The 17,962-nt window shown below is 66.1% G+C and carries 15 protein-coding genes; 2 read left to right on the top strand and 13 right to left on the bottom strand.

Annotated elements, in window-relative coordinates:
* Positions 1–41 precede the first annotated feature (41 nt).
* Positions 42–728 (top strand): class II aldolase/adducin family protein, encoded by a 687-nt coding sequence (locus E6C48_RS14705; protein ID WP_136358479.1) that lies wholly within the window; start codon positions 42–44, stop codon positions 726–728.
* Positions 729–761: 33 nt separating this feature from the next.
* Here E6C48_RS14705 and rhaI read toward each other — a convergent pair whose 3' ends face one another.
* The 10 genes from rhaI to E6C48_RS14655 form a co-directional block, all read right to left on the bottom strand.
* Positions 762–2,042, bottom strand: coding sequence for an L-rhamnose catabolism isomerase (rhaI, locus tag E6C48_RS14700; RefSeq protein ID WP_230978789.1), 1,281 nt, complete (start codon positions 2,040–2,042; stop codon positions 762–764).
* Positions 2,043–2,064: 22 nt separating this feature from the next.
* Positions 2,065–2,898: a TIGR01459 family HAD-type hydrolase gene (locus E6C48_RS14695; RefSeq protein WP_136358475.1), complete on the bottom strand. Its 834-nt coding sequence runs from the start codon at positions 2,896–2,898 to the stop codon at positions 2,065–2,067.
* Positions 2,895–4,175, bottom strand: coding sequence for an FGGY-family carbohydrate kinase (locus tag E6C48_RS14690; protein WP_136358473.1), 1,281 nt, complete (start codon positions 4,173–4,175; stop codon positions 2,895–2,897). The genes E6C48_RS14695 and E6C48_RS14690 overlap by 4 nt, the downstream gene beginning before the upstream one ends.
* Positions 4,172–5,230: a class II aldolase/adducin family protein gene (locus E6C48_RS14685; protein WP_136358471.1), complete on the bottom strand. Its 1,059-nt coding sequence runs from the start codon at positions 5,228–5,230 to the stop codon at positions 4,172–4,174. The genes E6C48_RS14690 and E6C48_RS14685 overlap by 4 nt, the downstream gene beginning before the upstream one ends.
* Before the next feature lie 70 nt (positions 5,231–5,300).
* Positions 5,301–6,407: an autoinducer 2 ABC transporter substrate-binding protein gene (locus tag E6C48_RS14680; RefSeq protein WP_136358469.1), complete on the bottom strand. Its 1,107-nt coding sequence runs from the start codon at positions 6,405–6,407 to the stop codon at positions 5,301–5,303.
* Between the two features lie 62 nt (positions 6,408–6,469).
* On the bottom strand, positions 6,470–7,414 hold the full coding sequence (locus E6C48_RS14675; RefSeq protein ID WP_136358467.1) for an ABC transporter permease: 945 nt from the start codon (positions 7,412–7,414) through the stop codon (positions 6,470–6,472).
* Positions 7,415–7,423: 9 nt separating this feature from the next.
* Entirely contained in the window at positions 7,424–8,422 is a 999-nt protein-coding gene (locus E6C48_RS14670) for an ABC transporter permease (RefSeq protein WP_136358679.1), read from the bottom strand.
* Positions 8,423–8,427: 5 nt separating this feature from the next.
* Positions 8,428–9,936: a sugar ABC transporter ATP-binding protein gene (locus E6C48_RS14665; protein WP_136358465.1), complete on the bottom strand. Its 1,509-nt coding sequence runs from the start codon at positions 9,934–9,936 to the stop codon at positions 8,428–8,430.
* A complete protein-coding gene (locus tag E6C48_RS14660; protein WP_136358463.1) occupies positions 9,933–11,336 on the bottom strand; it encodes an FGGY-family carbohydrate kinase in 1,404 nt (467 codons plus the stop codon). Before E6C48_RS14660 ends, E6C48_RS14665 begins: the two co-directional genes overlap by 4 nt.
* Entirely contained in the window at positions 11,333–12,097 is a 765-nt protein-coding gene (locus E6C48_RS14655) for a DeoR/GlpR family DNA-binding transcription regulator (RefSeq protein WP_136358461.1), read from the bottom strand. The genes E6C48_RS14660 and E6C48_RS14655 overlap by 4 nt, the downstream gene beginning before the upstream one ends.
* 216 nt (positions 12,098–12,313) lie before the next feature.
* Here E6C48_RS14655 and E6C48_RS14650 point away from each other — a divergent pair, with 216 nt between their 5' ends.
* Complete coding sequence (locus tag E6C48_RS14650) at positions 12,314–14,413, top strand: bifunctional rhamnulose-1-phosphate aldolase/short-chain dehydrogenase (RefSeq protein WP_136358459.1); 2,100 nt, start codon at positions 12,314–12,316, stop codon at positions 14,411–14,413.
* Between the two features lie 39 nt (positions 14,414–14,452).
* On the opposite strand, the gene E6C48_RS14645 is transcribed toward E6C48_RS14650, so the two are convergent.
* Genes E6C48_RS14645 through E6C48_RS14635 form a run of 3 tightly spaced genes read right to left on the bottom strand, consistent with a single transcriptional unit; the run spans position 14,453 to position 17,947 of the window.
* Positions 14,453–16,171, bottom strand: a complete 1,719-nt coding sequence (locus tag E6C48_RS14645) for a M14 family metallopeptidase (RefSeq protein ID WP_136358457.1) — start codon at positions 16,169–16,171, stop codon at positions 14,453–14,455.
* A complete protein-coding gene (locus E6C48_RS14640; RefSeq protein WP_136358455.1) occupies positions 16,168–17,022 on the bottom strand; it encodes an ABC transporter permease in 855 nt (284 codons plus the stop codon). Before E6C48_RS14640 ends, E6C48_RS14645 begins: the two co-directional genes overlap by 4 nt.
* A gap of 1 nt (position 17,023) precedes the next feature.
* Positions 17,024–17,947: an ABC transporter permease gene (locus E6C48_RS14635; protein WP_136358453.1), complete on the bottom strand. Its 924-nt coding sequence runs from the start codon at positions 17,945–17,947 to the stop codon at positions 17,024–17,026.
* Positions 17,948–17,962 lie beyond the last annotated feature (15 nt).

Below are 17,962 nucleotides of genomic sequence, written 5' to 3'. Positions count from 1 at the left end.
GTGCCGTGCGACCGGCACACAACCACGAACAGGATGAAGATATGAGTGACGAGCGCGCTTTGCGAGAAGAGATGGTGGCGATCTGCCGGCGGATGAATTCCAGCGGCATCAACCAGGGCACCGCCGGCAACCTGTCGGTACGCTCCGGCGACGGCTTCCTCATCACGCCGTCGTCATTGCCCTACGACACGATGACGCCCGACGATATTGTCGAGATGGGCTTCGACGGCACCTATGTCGGCCGCCGCCCGTCGTCGGAATGGCGTTTCCACCGCGACATCCTGAAGGAACGCGGCGACATGAACGTGGTGCTGCACTGCCACTCGGTCTACGCCACGACGCTGGCCTGCCATCACAAGACCATTCCGAGCTTCCACTATATGACCGGCGTGGCCGGCGGCACCACCATACGCTGCGCCGAATACGCCACCTTCGGCACGCAGGCGCTGTCCGACAATGCGCTGGCTGCGCTCAAGGACCGCAAGGCCTGCCTGCTCGGCCAGCACGGCCAGATTTCGCTCGGCACCAACATGGAAGGCGCGCTCTGGCTGGCCATCGAGGTGGAGACGCTGTCGCGCATCTATGTGCAGGCGCTCACCCTCGGCGAGCCGCCGGTTCTCTCCGACGAGGAGATGGGACGCGTCATCGACCAGATGAAGCGCATGAGCTACGGCCTCGGCCCGGAGGCGGAAGGCTCCAACGACGTCGCCCGGCCGCGCAAGGCCTGACGCCGGCAACCGAACCCGCTTGCAGGCGGCGCGTCAGACGATGCCGCCACCGCCCGAGGCGACGGCCGGCCGCTCGCCGGCCACCTTCCTGCGATAGCCGCTGGCGCGATAGGCCGCGATGGGATCGATCGCCCCGCCGCGATTGAAGCGCGCCATCGCTAGGATCGGCTCGACGTCGGTGCGGAAGGCGGTTTTCAGCGTCTGCGTTGCCATCAGCGCATCGTTGTCCTGCTGGTAGCCGGCGAGCGCTTCGCGGTCGACCAGCAGCGCCGCCGCGTAGGCGCGCTGCACCTCGGCGACCGACAGCATCAGGCTTTCGATCGGGTCGGTGACGTTGTGGCTCTGGTCGAGCATGTGGGCGGGGCGGAAATCTTTCGCTCCCGCAAGCTCCGCATTGACCAGTTCGTTGAAGACGAGGAACAGGCGGTAGGGATCGATCGAGCCGGCGTCGAGGTCGTCGTCGCCGTATTTGGAATCGTTGAAGTGGAAGCCGCCCAGCTTGCCGAACTGGATGAGCCGCGACACGATCATCTCGATGTTGACGTTCGGCGCATGGTGGCCGAGATCGACCAGGCAATAGGCCCGCTCGCCTGTTTCCCTGGCGATGATGTAATTGGTTCCCCAGTCCTGCACCACGGTCGAATAGAAGGCCGGCTCGTACATCTTGTGCTCGGTGAACAGCCGCCAGTCGTCCGGCAATTCGGCGTAGATGGCCTTGACCGCCTCGAGATAGCGCTCGAAGGCGCGGGCGAAATTCACCTGGCCGGGAAAGTTCGAGCCGTCACCGATCCAGATCGTCAGCGCTTTGGAGCCGAGTTCCTTGCCGATCTCGATGCATTCGATGTTGTGCTCGACCGCCTGGCGGCGCGTGGCGGCGTCGGTGTGCGACAGCGATCCGAACTTGTAGGACAGGCTTTGCCCCGCGCCGTCGGAAAAGGTGTTGGAATTCATCGCATCGAACCCCAGCCCGAAGCGCGAGGCCGCCTGCTTCAGCCGCTTCGGGTCCGCCCTGTCCCAGGGAATGTGCAGCGAAACGGTCGGCGTGGCGCGCGTGAGCTGCTGGATGACGGCGCAATCCTCGATCTTGTCGAAGATGTCGCGCGGTTCGCCGTCGCCGGGGAAGCGGGCGAAGCGGGTGCCGCCGGTGCCGACGCCCCAGGAGGGAACCGCGACGCCGAAGGCTTCCACCTTTTTCAGGATGGCGTCGATGGCGATGCCGCGCCGGTCGAGCTGTTCGCCGAGCGCGGCGTAGTCGGCGCGCATGGCCTTTTCCCGGTTTTGGTTGCTTTTCGCGACGCCGTCTTCGGCAATCATCGCTTCCATCGTCTTGTCCTCGTCACCAGTAGAATCCCGGCAGGGTGAAGCCGGGCACGACGCCGTATCGTTCGTAGAGCCGCCGTCTCTCGTTCTCGTGGCTAGTCGCCAGGATGCCGGTCTCGACCAGCGCCGTCGCCAGACCGGCTTCGGCGCCGCCGGCGATATCGTGCTCGACGCTGTCGCCGACGCAAACGACACGCGCGGGATCGGGGTTCCCGGCCAGCGCCAGTGCCGCCGTGTAGATTTCGGGAAACGGCTTGCCGATCCAGGTCACCGACCCGCCGAGTTCGGCGTAAAGTTCGGCGATCCGTCCGGCGCCGAAGCTGGGGCCGGACGGCGTCAGCATGATCTTGTCGGGATTGGTACACAGGCAGGGCACGCCGCGCCGCGCCGCCGGGCCAAGCAGCTTCTGGTAGTGCGCAAGGTCGTGGCGGTCGCTCTCGGAGGCCGATAACAGCACCACATCCGCCTGCGCGCCGTCGTCGACAAGCTGCAGCGGCAGCCCGTCGACCGCCGACGTGTCGCCGTCGCGTGCCACCAGCAGGCAGCGGCGGCCTGACTGGCCGGCATCGGCAAGCTGGCGCCAGGCGACCTCGCCGGACGAGAGGAAATGCGACCAGCTTCCCGGCTTAAAACCGAGCTTGACCAGCCGCGCCTCGTTGGGTGCCGACCGCTTGCCGGAATTCGACAACAGCGCGGTCGTCTTGCCCGATGCCGTCAGCCGTGCGAGCGCGTCGACTGCGCCCGGATAGGGGGCCGTGCCGTCGTGCAGCACGCCGAACTGGTCGATGAAGAAGACATCGAAACGGTCGGCCAGGGCGCCGATGCCGGAAAGAGCGATGGGCGCGGTCATGCCAGAAGGCCCGCCGCACGCGCGCCGGCCAGGGCAAGCCGCGCGGTGCCGGCCGCCGCTTCCTGCGACCGGGCGTCGAGGAAGGGAACGCCGAGCCTGCGCTGCCTGATGTGAGTCCAGGCGGCGTTTGCCGCGCCGCCACCGACGCTGCGCATCGATTTCAGTTGTGGCGCACCGAGTTCGGCCAGCCGGCGGTAGCCAAGCGCCTCGATGGCCGCGATGCCTTCCAGCATTCCTTGCAGGAAGGTTGCGTCGCTTTCCGGGCGCGGCGTGAGCCGAGGCGGATAGACCGGATCGGCTATCGGAAAACGCTCGCCGGGCTTAAGCAGCGGATAGTAGTCGAGCCCGGTGTCGGTCTCGGGATCGATTTCGGCGCTGAGGGCGCGGATGCGGTTGGTGTCGAAGAATTGCCCCAGAACCTTGCCGCCGCTGTTGGAGGCGCCGCCGGCCAGCCACATGCCGAGGATGCGATGGCTGTAGATGCCGTAAGCCGGGGCGAAGATCGGTCTGTCCGACAAAAGCTTGAGCGTCAGCGTCGAGCCGAGCGCCGTGACGCCGTCGCCCAGCGCGCTCGCCCCCGTCGCCAGGAAGGAGGCGCAGCCGTCCGTCGTTCCCGCCACCACCAGCGTATCGACCGGCAGGCCGAACCGGTCGGCTGCCAGCCGGGAAATGCGGCCGACGGGCGCGCCGGCCGCGACGACGCGGGGCAGCAGCGCCATATCGAGCCCTGTCGCCGCCATCCAGTCCGGCCAGAGCGCGCCGATAGGATCGTAGCCCGTCTTGAGCGCATTGTTTTCGTCGGTCGTGTCGAAGCGGCCGGTGAACTGGCCCATGATCCAGTCGGCCTGATGCAGCACACGCTTCAGGCCGCGCACCGGTTGATGGTGAAGCGCCTTGGCGAGGCCGGAGGTCGGGCCGTTCGCCGCCGACTCCGCCGGGACGATCGATGCGATGCGCTCGACGATCGCGGTATCGGGAACGGCGTCGTTGTACATCAGCGGGGCGTTCAGCGGAGTGCCGGCCGCATCGACGGGAAGGGTGGTGCCGGAGGTCCCGTCCACGGCGAGCGCCCGCACCGCATGGCGGGAAATCGTGCCGAGCAGTTCCGTCAGCGCGAGTTCCACGGCGCGCAGCCATGTCTGCGGATGGCGCGGATCGGGTCCCGCCGCATCCATTGCGCAAGCGCCTTGCCCGGCGAGCCGTTCGGCGGCGTCCATCGCCACCGCCCGCACGCCGGAGGTGCCGACATCGATGCCGATGACGAGGTCCGTCGTCATCGCTTCGCCGCCGCAGCGTCGAGTTTCTGACGGTATTTTTCGGCGTCCCAGTTGGTCAGCTCGTGATTCTCGTCTTCGCTCAGATAGCGCAGTGGCGCGCCTTTCGGGATGCGCGTGGTGACGTCGGCGAGGCAGCGCGCCATGGCATCGGCGCCGGCGCTGGCATCCTCGCGCATCAACACGCCGAGGCCCGGAAACAGGATGGAAGCCGGTGCCGATTCGATCCTGCTCTGGACATCGGCGGGCGTTTCGCCCGGTTGCGCGACGGCCGAGCCGACGCCGAGGAAGATGACGTGGTCGGGGTAGAGGCTGCCGCCAGCCGCGATCTTCGTGGCAGTGGGATCGAGGGCAACCGCATGGGCTGCGTCGCTGGTCGGCAAGCGGTAGCCGCCAGCGGCCAGTTGCGAAAGCCGTTCCGTATCGGCCGGCGGTGTGGGCCGTGCGTCCTGCCTCAGGCGCTGCTTGACCGTCCGCAGCAGCGCTTCCGCTTCGGCGACGCTTTCCGCGGCGACGACAAGGCCGTGGTTGCCGAGGATCAGCACGTCGGGGCGTTGCGCGCGGTGCAGCGCAATTCCCTTCGCCAGCGGCAGGCCGGGCCGGTGATACGGCACATAGGCCCAGTTGAAGCTATCGAGGCGTTGGCCGAGTTCGGCAACCGCGTCGGTGCGGACCGCCAGCGCGATGGTGTCGACGCAATGCACATGGGCGACGACGCGCTGCCGCATCAGCGCATGCACGGTCGTCTCGATCGACGGCCTGAGGCCCGAAGGGTTGCGTGCGGCGATGGTGAAGCGATGCGCCTGTTCGGCGGCTGGGTCGTCGGCTTCGACCGCCGCGAGCAGCGGCATCATTTCCACCGGCACCATGATGTCGCGCTCCAGCGCGTGCGCCAGCCATGTCCCGGATGCCTTGATCCAGAGCGTGTCGCCGTCCTTGATGGAGGTGTTGCCGCCGGCGGCCTGCGTCAGCGACGGGTCGGAGCCGACGGCCGCCGAGAAGGCGCGCAACGCCGCCATTTCGGCTTGCAGGTCGGCGGTATCGGGTGCGCTTGTCATGGTTCGGTCGTGAGTTTTCGGGGCACGAGAGAAAAGGGGCGGGAGGCGCTGGCGCGCCTCCCGCTTCGACCTAGAAGTCGAAATCGTTGATGTTGTCCTTGGTGAAGACGAACGGCGCGCCGAGCAGGATTTCCGAGCCGTTGATCACTGACAGGTCGCCGAGCTTGCCGGCCTTGACCGAGGTCGCGCCGGGCGCCAGCGTGCCGTCGGCGGCGGCCCGCAGCACGTAGGCGGCGGCATAGCCGAGGTCGACCGGGTTCCACAGCACCACGGACTTGACGCAGCCCGCCGAGACGTAGGGCTTCATCGCATTCGGCGTGGCCAGGCCGACGACGGCGACGCTGCCGCACTTCTTGGCCTGTGTCACCGCGTCGGCTGCCGCCGGCGTCGCCACCGAGGTCATGCCGAAGATGCCCTTCAGCTCATCGCCATATTTGTTGATGAGCGTGTTCGACTGGTTGAACGACAGGATGTTGTCTTCCTGCGCCTCGACCGTCTCAAGCCACTTCATCTTCGGATGGCATTTCGCCTGGTAGGCCGCCATCTCCGAAATCCAGCGCGCCTGGTTGGGCGTGGTGAAGGTGGAGGTGACGATGGCGAAGGAGCCTTCCTCGCCGATCTCGGAGGCCATGGAATCGACCATCGCCTTGGCTATGCCGTTGAACTCGGCCTGGTTGACGAACCACTGGCGCGCGTCTGGCTCCGAATTGGCGTCGTAGCCGACGACGTTGATGCCGGCCGCAAGCGCCTTCTTCAGCACCGGCGAGATGGCGACGGGATCGTTGGCGGCGAACAGGATGCCGTCGACGCCGCTGGTGATGTAGTTGTCGATCAGCGTGATCTGGTCGTCGATGTTGGCTTTGCTCGGACCGTCGGTCTTGGCGTTCATCGTGCCCATTTCCTTGGCGGCGTCGGCGATGCCCTTCGACGTCGCGTTGAAATAGCCGATGCCGACGAGCTTGGGCACGTCCACCACGGTCAGTGTCTTGCCCTTGCGGTCGGGCGGGTTGGTCGGCTGGCCGCCGTCGTAGGGCTTCGCCTCGGCGGTCGCGGGCGTGGCGTCGCAGGCGAGCGGGTTGGTCGGCAGGTCGTCGCCGCCCGTCCAGGCGGATTGGGCGTGGCTCAGGCTTGTCGAGAATGACAAGGCAAGAAGCGCGGAAAGTACGATTTTGTGCATTTCATCCTCCAAATAATCGTCCGGACACTGATGAGCGGCAGTGAAGGACGGTCTTCTCCCATTTATCGAGTGCCGCTCCTCTCGAAGATCGCGCTGGCGAGGACCGCCAGGATAAGCACGATGCCGATCAACATGATCGTACCGTCGCCTTTGACGCCCGCCAGCGACAGGCCGTTCTTCAGCGCCTGGATCAGGCACAGCCCGAGCACCGTGCCGAGCACCGTGCCTCGCCCGCCGAAGATAGACGTGCCGCCCAGCACCACCGCCGTGATGGCGTCGAGTTCGATGCCGGAGCCCATGTCCGAGCGCGTCGTCGAGACGCGCGAGACGAAGATGACGGCGGCGACGGCGGCGGCGAATCCCGACATCGTGTAGAGCGCGAGTTTCGTGCCTTCGACCGAAAGGCCGGAAAAGCGCGCCGCCACTTCGTTCGAGCCGATGGCGTAGGTGGTGCGGCCCCAGCGCGTATAGGCCAGGATGACGGCCGCGACGACCGCCGCGATCAGCAGGATCCAGAGCTGGGTGGGCACGCCCAGCACCTCGCCCTGGCCGAGCACGTAGAACCAGTCCGGATAGCCGCGCACCGAGCGCGCCTGGCTGACGCCTTCGGCAAGTCCGCGATAGAGCGCCAGCGTCGCCAGCGTGGCGATCAGTGCCGGAACCCGGAAACGGGTGATGATGAGGCCGTTGACGTAGCCGGCGAAGGTGCCGACGGCGATCGCCGCCACTGCTGCGGCCGGCAGCGGCACGCCGAGGTTCTTCCAGAATACGCCGGTCAGGATCGCCGTCAGGCCGAGGATCGAGCCGACCGAAAGGTCGATGCCGCCGGTGGCGATGACGAAGGTCATGGCAATGGCGATCAGGCCGGTCTCGGTCATCAGCCGGCCCTGGTTCAACAGGTTGGCGACGGTGAAGAACCTGTCCGACTGCCATGACAGAACGAACAGCGCCAGCACCAGCAGGATGGCCAGGAACGTCTCGTGGCGGATGAAGGATCGAAGCGTCATCGCCGGCTCCTACACGGTCCGCCGGCGGCGCAGCATGTCGGCCAGCACCGTCGCCAGGATCAGCAGGCCGATCACCGCGCGCAGCCAGTAGGCCGAGACGTTGACGAAGATCAGCGCCGAGCCGATGGTGGCGAACAGGATCGCCGCCAGCGTCGAGCCGATCACAGTGCCCGATCCGCCCAGGATCGACACGCCGCCGATGACGGCGGCCATGATGATGGTGAGTTCCAGGTTCGGCGGCACGGTCGACTGGATAACCTGCAACTGGGTGGCGAACAGGATCGTCGCCAGCCCGGCGAAGAAGCCGTTCAGGATGAAGACCGCGACGATGCGGCGCTCGATCGGAATACCGGTGGCGACGGCCGCCTCCGGGTTGCCGCCGACCGCATAGAGAGAACGGCCGAAGGCCGAGTAGCGCATCCACAGCGCGGCAAGCACGGTCAGCACGATCATCGCGACCAGCGGCACCGGCAGGCCGAGCCATTTCTGCTGGGCGATCAGGAAGGCCGGCGGCAGGTCGCTGATCCAGGTCCCGCCGGTGACCGAGATCAGCCCTCCGCGCAGGATCGACAGGGCACCGAGCGTCACCACGATGGAGGGAATGCGGAAATAGGCGACCAGGATGCCGATCAGCCCGTTGATCGCCATGCCGACCAGGACGGGGAAGAACCAGGCGACCCAGATCGGATAGCCGGCGACCGCCAGCGTGCCGGAGATCGTCGCCAGCACGCCGATCAGTGCGCCGATCGAGACGTCGATGTTGCCGGTGATGATGACCATCGCCATGCCGATCGCGGCGACGGCGATATAGGCGTTGCCGGAAAAGATCGACGTCAGGTTGTTGGCCGAGATGAATCGCGGATTGACGGCTGTCACCGCGACGAACAGCACCACGATGGCCAACAGTACGATGAGTTCCTGGCCGTAGTCGGCCATAAGCCGGCGCAGGAAGCCCGGCCGCTGCAGGCTGGTCTGCGGTCGCACGGGAGGCAGGTCGACGCCGCTCATCGCCATCACGCGGCCTCCTTGTGCGCGGTCATGGCGGCTCCGACCCGCTCGGGCGTCGCCTCTTCGCGGCTCAGTTCCTCCATGATGCGCCCGCCCGCCATGACAAGCACGCGGTCGCTCATGCCCAGCACCTCGGGCAATTCGGACGAGATCATCAGGATCGCCACGCCCTGCCTGACCAGTTCGCCCATGATGGTGTGGATTTCGGCCTTGGCGCCGACATCGACGCCACGCGTCGGTTCGTCGAGGATCAACACCTTGGGGCTGGTTTCCAGCCATTTGGCGATGACGACCTTTTGCTGGTTGCCGCCGGACAGTTCGCCGACCGGCTGACCGATGCTGCGGCAGCGCACGCCGAGCCGCTTGACCGCTTCCGTCGCTCGTCTGGCCTCCTGGGCCGCGCGGATGAAGATCCCGGAGGACAGCCGGTCGATGGTCGCCATCGAGATGTTCTTGCGGATCGCCATCGGCTTGACGAGGCCTTGCAGGCCTCGGTCCTCGGGAACGTATGCGATGCCGAGGTCGCGCGCCTGCCGCGGCGAGCGGATCGCCACCGGCTTACCGTCGAGCACAACCGTTCCGGACGTGGCGGGCGTCATGCCGAACAGCGTCAGCGCCAGTTCGGTGCGGCCGCTGCCGACCAGCCCGGCGATGCCGAGGATCTCGCCCTTGCGCAGCGAAAACGAGATGTCGCGCACCTGCCGGCCCCGGTTCAGCCCGTCGACCTGAAGGACCGTGTCGCCGATCGCCGCTTCGACCTTCGGGAACAGGCTGTCGATCGGCCGGCCGACCATGAGGGAGACAAGCTGGCGCTCGTCCACCTCGCCGATGTCCCTGGTCGCCACATGCGCGCCGTCGCGCAGCACGGTGACGCGGTCGGCCAGCGCAAAGATTTCGGGCAGGCGGTGGCTGACATAGACGATGCCGACGCCGCGTTCGCGCAACTGGCGCACGATCCCCATCAGCCGTTGCACGTCGGCTTCGACCAGCGAGGCCGTCGGCTCGTCCATGATGAGGATCTTGGCGTCGCGCGAGAGCGCCTTGGCGATCTCCACCCTTTGCCGCTGCGCGACGGAAAGCGTGAGCACCTTGGTGTCGACGTCCAGTTCGCGGGTGTCGAGCTGGTCGAGCAGGTCGCGGGCGCGGCTGCGCACGGCGCTCCAGTCGATGGCGCCCGAAGAGGTGCGGGGATAGTGGCCGAGGAAGATGTTTTCGGCGACCGACAATTCGGGGAACAGTAGCAGTTCCTGATAGACGGTGGCGATGCCGGCAGCGGTTGCATCGCGCGGCGAGGTCAGTTTCATCTGCCGCCCGTCGACCGTGATCGTGCCGCCGTCCGGCGTATAGAGCCCGGACAGGATCTTGATCAGCGTCGATTTTCCGGCGCCGTTCTCGCCGAGCAGCGCATGGACCTCGCCCGCCCGCACGTCGAAGCTCACGTCCTTCAGCACCTTCACGCCGGCAAAGGCCTTGGAAACGCCGGAGAGCGTGACGAAAGGCGTGTCCGCGCTCATGCCCTGGCTCCCTTCGCATTTCGGCGGGCGTCGTCGCGGCGCGCCTCGGCCCGCGCGCGCCAGGCGTCGCGATAGGCTTCGAGCCCGGCGATGGCGCTGGCCGTGATAGCCTGCGTTTCATCCTTGAAGGGATGATGGCCGAGCGCGTCGAAGGCGAGCGCCGCAGCTCCGGTCGCCGAACCTTCGCTCATGGCCGAGCGCACGAAGCGCTGCGCCGGCCGCAGCTGCGCCAGCATTGCGCCAAAAAGATCGATGCGGGCGAGCCCGCCATCGACGATCACCGTATTGTCGGAGCGGATGAGATCCAGCGAGAAGTCGGTCATCATCACCACATAGAGTGCCGCGACCGCCGCGCGCTCCTCGCCGCTGACCTCGCCGCCGACGATTTCTCCGGTTGTTTCGGGGAAGGGGCCGCCGGCGGTCCACGACGGCATGGCGTAGACGCCGTGCCGTATCACAGCTTCGACGGCGGCCGGACCGATCGGCTTGTTCCAGCCCCCGGCGATGTCGTCGTATTCGCGCCCGCCCATGAACCGCAGCGACGGCGCCGGTTCGCCCCGCACCGTGACGTTGGAGATCATGTCGCGCTCCTGCTGGAGCGCCGACAGCGGGCAGTCGAGGTTGATGAGGATGACCCAGGTGCCGGTCGACACAAGGGTAAAGCCGGAAAGGCCCGTCATGCGGTAGTAGGCGAGTGCCGCGTTGGAATCATGCACGCCGTTATGCACGGCAAGTTCGCGCGCCGTTCCGTCGGCAAGCGGCACGGTCACGCTACCGACCACCGCTCCGGCGGGGGCGATTTCCGGAAACAGATGGCGCCAGCCGAGCTTATGGACAAGGGAACTGTAGTCGCGCTTCAGCGGCGCCCAGGCCTGCGTGTGCGCGCCGAGGTAGGAATATTCCGACAGTTTGCGGCCGGTCAGCCGCCAGCCCCAATATTGCGGATAGCACAAGATGGTGTCGGCGCCGGCAAAGGCTTCGGGCTCTTCCTTCTGCAGCCAGTAGATGTGGCGGGTGATGCAGAAACCGAGCGGCAGGCGCGGGGTGAAGGTTTCGGAAAAGTCCGGCAGTTGCGGATCGATCTCGGAGGCGACGGAGGGCGGGATTTCCTGTTCGTAGTCGAGGATCGGATGCCTGAGGTCGTCGTCGCCGCAGACCAGCGCGAAGGTACAGCCATGGGCGGAGACGATGACGGCCTCGACGCCGTGCCGCTCGACTGCGCCGGCCAGTTCCGCCCGCATCCAGGCTTCGAGCCGCTCGGCATCGAGCACGCTCCTGCCGCGATGTGTCAGCCAGACGGGCTTGGTGCGGCGCTCGTCGAGGACGGCTCCGTCGCGCGAAAAGACGAACAGCTTGGAATTCGTCTTGCCGAGATCGAAGACCGCCAGCGCACCGCTCATGGCGCCCCTCCGGCAATTCTCACGGCGACGCCGGCGCTTTCCAGCATGCGGGCGGCAGCGTCGCTGAGACCGTCGTCGGTGATCAGCGTGCCGACCCGCGCGAGCGGCAGCGCGACGTTGCGGGCGTGGATCGAGAATTTGCGGCTGTCGGCCAGCACGACGATCTGGTCCGCCGTCTGGCTCAGTTCCTGGATCGAGCGGACCATCAGCGGATGGGATTCGAGCAGGCCCTCGGCACTGATGCCTTGCGCGCCGAGAAAGAACTTGGAGCCGTAGAAAGCCGTTGGCGCCGAGGAGGAATAAATCACCCGTGGCTCGCGGTGCAGGTCGCCGCCGGCCACGGTCAGGCTGCACGAACCGTTCTCGCCGAGATAGGCCGCCAGCGGCATCGAATTGGTGAACAGGCGGATGTTGCGGTCGGCGAGCTTGACGCCGAGATGGAAGCAGGTCGAGCCGCCGTTGACGATAACGGCGTCGCCGTCCTTCACCATCGTGGCGGCGAGATCGGCGATCTGCCGCTTCGCCTCGACCGCGAGATCGCGGTTCTCGTCATAGGGGCGGGCGAAGACGGCGCCGGACGTCTCCAGCGCGGATACGCCGCCATAGACCTTCCGCGCATCACCGGACTCGTCGATCTTGTCGATGTCGCGGCGCACCGTCGCGGCGGAGACGCCGAGGCGCTCCTGCAACTCGCGAACCGATGCGAAAGGGCGATCCCGCAAAAGCTCGACGATCTGCCGCTGGCGGGCCAAATCGTTCAAATTATCCTCCTTGGCCGGCAATCCTCCCAGCCCTGATCCAAGTTACGCAATCTGGCGTCATTGGCAAGCCTGTTTTGAGAGACTTCAATCATTTTGCAATGCAATACGATTACATTGCGCTGCAAAATGAGCTATTTCCATCTTTTGATGATTGACTTTTTGCACGCATGCTTCTGAATAGAGCGAGGGCGCACGGCGCCATCCGGAGGTCCAATCATGCCCGACAAACGTTCAGCGCTGCTCGCCAACCTGTGGGATGAGAAGAAGGCGGCCGCCATGAGCGAGCCCGAGCGTCTGGTGTACCGCTCGAACCTTTTGGGTTCCGACAAGCGGGTCACCAATTACGGCGGCGGCAACACGTCCTCGAAGATCATGCAGAAGGACCCGCTGACTGGGGAGATGGTGGAAGTCCTGTGGGTCAAGGGGTCCGGCGGCGACAGCGCCTCCATCAAGCTGGACGGTTTCGCCACGCTCTACATGGACAAGCTGCGGGCGCTGAAGGGGCTCTATCGCGGACCCGACCACGAGGACGAGATGGTCGGCTACCTGCCGCACTGCACCTTCAACCTCAACCCTCGCGCCGCCTCCATCGACACGCCGCTGCACGCCTATGTGCCGAAGCCGTTCGTCGATCACATGCATCCCGATGCCATCATCGCCATCGCCGCGGCGAAGGACTCCAGGGCGCTGACGAAGACCGTCTTCGGCGATGCGATCGGCTGGCTGCCCTGGCGGCGGCCGGGCTACGAGCTCGGCCTGTGGCTGGAGAAATTCTGCAAGGAGAATCCGAAGGCCAAGGGCGTCGTGTTGGAGAGCCACGGCCTGTTCACCTGGGGCGACACGCCAGAAGAATGCTACCGGACCACGATCGACACGATCAATGCGGCGATCGAATGGTTCGACGGGCAGACCAGCGGCAAGCCGGCCTTCGGCGGAGCCGCCGTCAAGGCGCTGGCGCCGCAGGAGCGGCGCGCCGTCGCCGCCCGCCTGATGCCGAAGATTCGCGGCATGATTTCCGGCGCGATCAGCAAGGTCGGCCACTTCGACGATTCCGAGGCGGTGCTGGAATTCGTCAATTCCGAAAAGCTGCGCCCGCTGGCGGCGCTCGGCACCTCCTGTCCCGACCATTTCCTGCGCACCAAGATCAGGCCGCTGGTGATCGACTTCGACCCGGCCAGGCCGGATGTCGAAGCCGTCGCGGCGCGGCTGGCCGACGACGTGGCTGCGTACCGGGCGGACTATCAGGCCTATTACGACCGTTGCCGGCACGGCAATTCGCCCGCCGTGCGCGATCCCAACGCCGTCGTCTACCTGATACCCGGCATCGGCATGCTCACCTTCGCCGCCGACAAGGCGACCGCCCGCATCGCAGGCGAGTTCTACGTCAACGCGATCAATGTCATGCGCGGCGCTTCGGCGGTGTCCGACTATGTCGGCCTGCCGGAGCAGGAGGCGTTCGACATCGAATACTGGCTGCTCGAGGAAGCCAAGCTGCAACGCATGCCCAAGCCGAAATCGCTCGCCGGCCGTGTCGCGCTGGTGACCGGCGGCGCCGGCGGCATCGGCAAGGCGACGGCGATCCGCCTCCTGCGCGAAGGCGCCTGCGTGGTGCTTGCGGATATCGACGCGACGGCGCTGGAGGTCGCGAACGGCGAGCTCGGCACGGCGTTCGGCAAGGACTTCGTCCGGTCCATCAGGCTCGACGTCACCAGCGAAGAGGACGTCGCCGCCGGCTTCGCCTCGACGGTGGTCGAATTCGGCGGCCTCGACATCCTCGTCTCCAATGCCGGCATCTCGTCCTCGGCTCCCATCGAAAACACCGAACTGTCGATGTGGAACCGCAACATGGACATTCTCGCCAAGGGCTACTTCCTGGTTTCGCGCGAGGCCTTCCGGCTTTTCAAGCGGCAGGCGATCGGCGGCAACGTCGTCTTCATCGCCTCGAAGAACGGCCTTGCCGCTTCGCCGAACGCAGCCGCCTACTGCACCGCCAAGGCTGCTGAAATCCATCTGGCGCGATGCCTGGCGCTGGAAGGGGCGGAACATCAGATCCGCGTCAACACCGTAAATCCCGACGCCGTGCTGCGCGGTTCGAAGATCTGGACCGGGGAATGGCGCGAGCAGCGCGCGGCCGCCTATTCGATGCAGCCGGACGAACTGGAAGAGCACTACCGCAAGCGCTCCATGCTCAAGCGCTCGGTCTTCCCCGAAGACATCGCCGAGGCGGTCTACTTCCTCGCGTCCGATATGTCGGCCAAATCCACCGGAAACATCGTCAACGTCGATGCCGGTAACGCCCAGAGCTTCACCCGCTGAAGCTGGGTACAGCGTCAGGGCGGGGCGCCGGCAGCAGGTTCAGGCCTCCGGCGCGCAGACCTGCCAGGCGTCATAGGCCGCGACGACCGTTTCCGCCTGCGCCTTGTAGCCGGCTACCAGAGCGTCGCCGTAGATCGTCTCGTCCGGGTATTCGGTGATCAGAGTCACCGGCACGCTGGAGCGCTCGTCCAGCGAACAATGGCATGGAAAGCCATTGATCATCTGGAAGCCTGCATCGCCGGCATGGATCTCGTAAAGGGCGATCTGCCTGCGGTTGAGGTCGGTGAGGCCTGGCACCTTGCCCAGTCGCCTGGTCACGCTGTCCAGCATCGTCATGGCCGGCTCTTCCCATCCCGGGTGGTAGCGCAGGATAAGGAAAAAACCCTTCGGCAGCGTCCACATCTCGAAGCCGCGCGGAATGTAACCCATAAGCGGCCGGGTCCATTCATGCGACGGGTAGCCATGCAGGTTGACATGCAGTGTCGCACCGGTGAGCCGCTGGGCAGCGACGCGGATTTCCTTCTCCCACAGCTTGCCCGATGACCGGTATTCCATGTCATCGCCCAGCGCGGTGTAGCGCGCGGCGTGGTGCATGTGGTTCAGGTTATCGCGGCACAGGCGCTGGTGCAGCGCATAGCCGTCCGGGTTTTCGACCGGCGAAACGGTGAAATGCGCGTTGGGCTTGCTTGCCAGCGCCTGTCCGCCGAACAGCGCGCCGAGCACCCCGGTCACCTCGTTCGGATGCTGCCCGCCGCTGACCATGACCGGCACGTCGCTCCCCGACACATGGTGCGCGACGATCCTGCGGCCGCCGACCGAACGCACCTCGAACGGTGTGCCGCCCACCTTCGTCAACTCGGCCGCGATGCGCGCGAAACCCGGTGCCGAGCGGATGGGTTCCGATGGCCGGTCGTTCGCCTTGGTCGCGAAGCGGCGGATCGGCCGCACCTCGACACGCGCGCTGACCTTTTCTCCTCGCCCGACGACCATCGGCACGATGCGGCCGGGTTGCAGCGTCCGGTCTCCCGGCGCGCGGCCGGAACGCCTATGAAAGACATCCAGCAGCGTGAAATAAAGGTCCTCGTGCAGCGCTTCCCTGAGGCTCACGACCTCGTGCGAGAAGTCGAGCGCCTCGTCTTCGGCGGGATAGGCAACGTCGATGGCGAGCTCGGGAAAGAACGGCTCGCTCTTCGGCCAATCGGCGTTTGTCGCCGCCAAGCAGATTGCCTCGAACAGCCGCTCGTAGTCCGTCTCCAGCCGTTCGCCGGGACCCTTGCCGTCACGGACGATCCAGCCCGTCGGCGATACCGTCGGCCGGTCCTGCGCGTCGCCATGCAGACGGTTGGGCGCCAGCACCGAATGGGTTTGGCGCCGGCCATCCTTGAAACGCAACTCGACGTCGTAGACGAAACCATCGCCCTGCCGTGGCTCGAAAGCGAGGTCGACGCCTTCGAGCAGACCGGCAAGAGGATAGGCCTCTAGCCGGAACCGGTTCGCCGCGGCCTGTTCATGCACGGGATAGGCGATCCTTGCGGCGGCCAACTCGGTACGCTCGACCTCCTCCAGGAAGAAGTGGAGCAGGGGCTTGTAGGCGCTGCGGCAGCGCGCGGAAATGCTGGCCTTGGCGAAACGCGCCTCGGCCTCGCGGCGATGCCTGCGGTCGTCGAATGTCCACAGCTCCAGTGTGGAGGTGCCGCGCTCAGCCTTGAGGACGGCATCCAGCGTGCGCTCGAAGCGCTTGTCGAGCAGCATGGTCATCGCGACGTCCTTCCGGTCGGGTCGAGGCTGTCACGCAGCCAGTCGCCCAGGAGATTGAGGCCGAGCACGGTGAGCAGGATGGCGAGGCCGGGGAAAACGCTGACCCACCATGCCGTCTGCAGATAGGTGCGTGCATCGGCCAGCATGCCGCCCCAGCTCGGAATGGTCGGATCGACGCCGAGGCCGAGGAAGGTCAGGCTGCTTTCGAGCAGGATGTTGTTGGCGAAGTTCAACGTCGCCAGCACGATCACCGGACCTAGCAGGTTGGGCAGAAGATGGCGCAGGATGATGTTGCGGTCGGCCACCCCGATGGCGCGCGCCGACAGGATGAACTCGCGCTCGCGCAGCGACAGCACCGACCCGCGGACGAGGCGGGCATATTGCACGCATTGTGACACGATCAGCAGGACGATGGTGTTGATCAGGCTGCCGCCGAGGATGGCGAAGAAGGTGATGGCGAGCAGGATGAAGGGCAGGGCGAGTTGCACGTCGACGAAGCGCATCAGGAGCGCGTCCCAGGCGCCGCGATAGTAGCCGGCGACCAGCCCCATCGCCACGCCGACGAAGATCGAGCCGACCACCGAGGCGAAGCCGACGACCAGCGAGACCTTGCCGCCGGTCACCACGCGCGCCAGCACGTCGCGGCCGAGCGGGTCGGTGCCCAGCACATGCGCGAAGCTCTGGAACGGTGCCGTCAGGCGGGCGGCGAGGTCGATCTTGGTGCCGCCGTCGGGAAACAGCAGCGGCGCGAACAGGACGGCCAGACAGATCGTGCCGAACAAAAGGATGCCGACGACGAATTCCATCGCCTTGAAGCGGTTGAGACGCCCGGATGTCGTTGCATTGGCCATTTCACTGCGTCCTGATGCGTGGGTCGATCAACCCGTAAGCAAGATCGATCAGAAGGTTGACGCCGATGATGAGAGCCGAGAGCACGGTGATGACGGATTGCAGCACCGGATAATCGCGCGCGGCGACCGCGTCGAAGGCGAGCGTGCCCATGCCCGGCCAGTTGAACACGCGCTCGACCACGACGATGCCGCCGAGCAGGCCGCCGAACTGCACGCCGAGGAAGGTCAGCAGCACGATGGCGCAATTGCGCAGAGCGTGCTTGTAGAGCACCTTGGTTTCGCTGAGCCCCTTGGCGCGGGCGACCATGACATATTGCGAGCGCAGCGTGTCGAGCATGGTGGTGCGCACGAGCCGCACATTGGTCGCCGTCAAGATCAGCCCCATGGTGACGGCCGGCATGATGTAGCTGGAAAAGCCGTCATAGCCGGACGGCGGCAGCCATTGCAGCGCGATGGCGAACAACAGCACCAGCATCGTCGCCAGCCAGAAATTCGGGAAGGACAGGCCGATCAAGGAAAAGATACGGATCGCCTGGTCAGGCCATTTGCCGCGCGTTGTGGCGGCCTTTACGCCGAGCGGAATCGACAGCACGATGGAGACGAAGAGCGAGGCGAAGGCAAGCGTCAGCGTCGCCGGCAGCGCCGTGCCGATCAGTTGCGATACCGGCGTGCCGCCGACGAAGCTGCGACCAAAATCGAGCGTCAGCAGCCCTTTGAGGAAACCGAAATACTGCACGTAGAACGGCCGGTCGACGCCCAGCGCGACTCGGATGCGCTGCAGGTCCGCCTCGGTGACGGTGCCACCGCCCTGCGCGCTGATCAGCGCCGGGTCGCCGGTGAGGCGTATGGCGAAAGCGACGACCAGCGTCACCACGAGAACAGTGAAGATCGCCTGCAGGATGCGTTTGGTCAGAAAGCCGATCACGGGGCCGCTCCGGGT

This window comes from Ollibium composti, from assembly GCF_004801285.1.
Taxonomy (GTDB): Bacteria; Pseudomonadota; Alphaproteobacteria; order Rhizobiales; family Rhizobiaceae; genus Mesorhizobium; species Mesorhizobium composti.
Note: the sequence above shows the minus strand (reverse complement) of the source record. Positions and strands in the feature narration are given on the sequence as shown.

Excerpts from the sequence above, each read along its gene's own strand:
- E6C48_RS14675 (WP_136358467.1), bottom strand. The coding sequence starts at position 7,414 with ATGACGCTTCGATCCTTCATCCGCCACGAGACGTTCCTGGCCATCCTG.
- E6C48_RS14685 (WP_136358471.1), bottom strand. The coding sequence starts at position 5,230 with ATGACAAGCGCACCCGATACCGCCGACCTGCAAGCCGAAATGGCGGCG.
- E6C48_RS14670 (WP_136358679.1), bottom strand. The coding sequence starts at position 8,422 with ATGAGCGGCGTCGACCTGCCTCCCGTGCGACCGCAGACCAGCCTGCAG.
- E6C48_RS14695 (WP_136358475.1), bottom strand. The coding sequence starts at position 2,898 with ATGACCGCGCCCATCGCTCTTTCCGGCATCGGCGCCCTGGCCGACCGT.
- E6C48_RS14650 (WP_136358459.1), top strand. The coding sequence starts at position 12,314 with ATGCCCGACAAACGTTCAGCGCTGCTCGCCAACCTGTGGGATGAGAAG.
- E6C48_RS14705 (WP_136358479.1), top strand. The coding sequence starts at position 42 with ATGAGTGACGAGCGCGCTTTGCGAGAAGAGATGGTGGCGATCTGCCGG.
- E6C48_RS14680 (WP_136358469.1), bottom strand. The coding sequence starts at position 6,407 with ATGCACAAAATCGTACTTTCCGCGCTTCTTGCCTTGTCATTCTCGACA.
- rhaI (WP_230978789.1), bottom strand. The coding sequence starts at position 2,042 with ATGATTGCCGAAGACGGCGTCGCGAAAAGCAACCAAAACCGGGAAAAG.
- E6C48_RS14660 (WP_136358463.1), bottom strand. The coding sequence starts at position 11,336 with ATGAGCGGTGCGCTGGCGGTCTTCGATCTCGGCAAGACGAATTCCAAG.
- E6C48_RS14640 (WP_136358455.1), bottom strand. The coding sequence starts at position 17,022 with ATGGCCAATGCAACGACATCCGGGCGTCTCAACCGCTTCAAGGCGATG.
- E6C48_RS14645 (WP_136358457.1), bottom strand. The coding sequence starts at position 16,171 with ATGACCATGCTGCTCGACAAGCGCTTCGAGCGCACGCTGGATGCCGTC.
- E6C48_RS14665 (WP_136358465.1), bottom strand. The coding sequence starts at position 9,936 with ATGAGCGCGGACACGCCTTTCGTCACGCTCTCCGGCGTTTCCAAGGCC.
- E6C48_RS14690 (WP_136358473.1), bottom strand. The coding sequence starts at position 4,175 with ATGACGACGGACCTCGTCATCGGCATCGATGTCGGCACCTCCGGCGTG.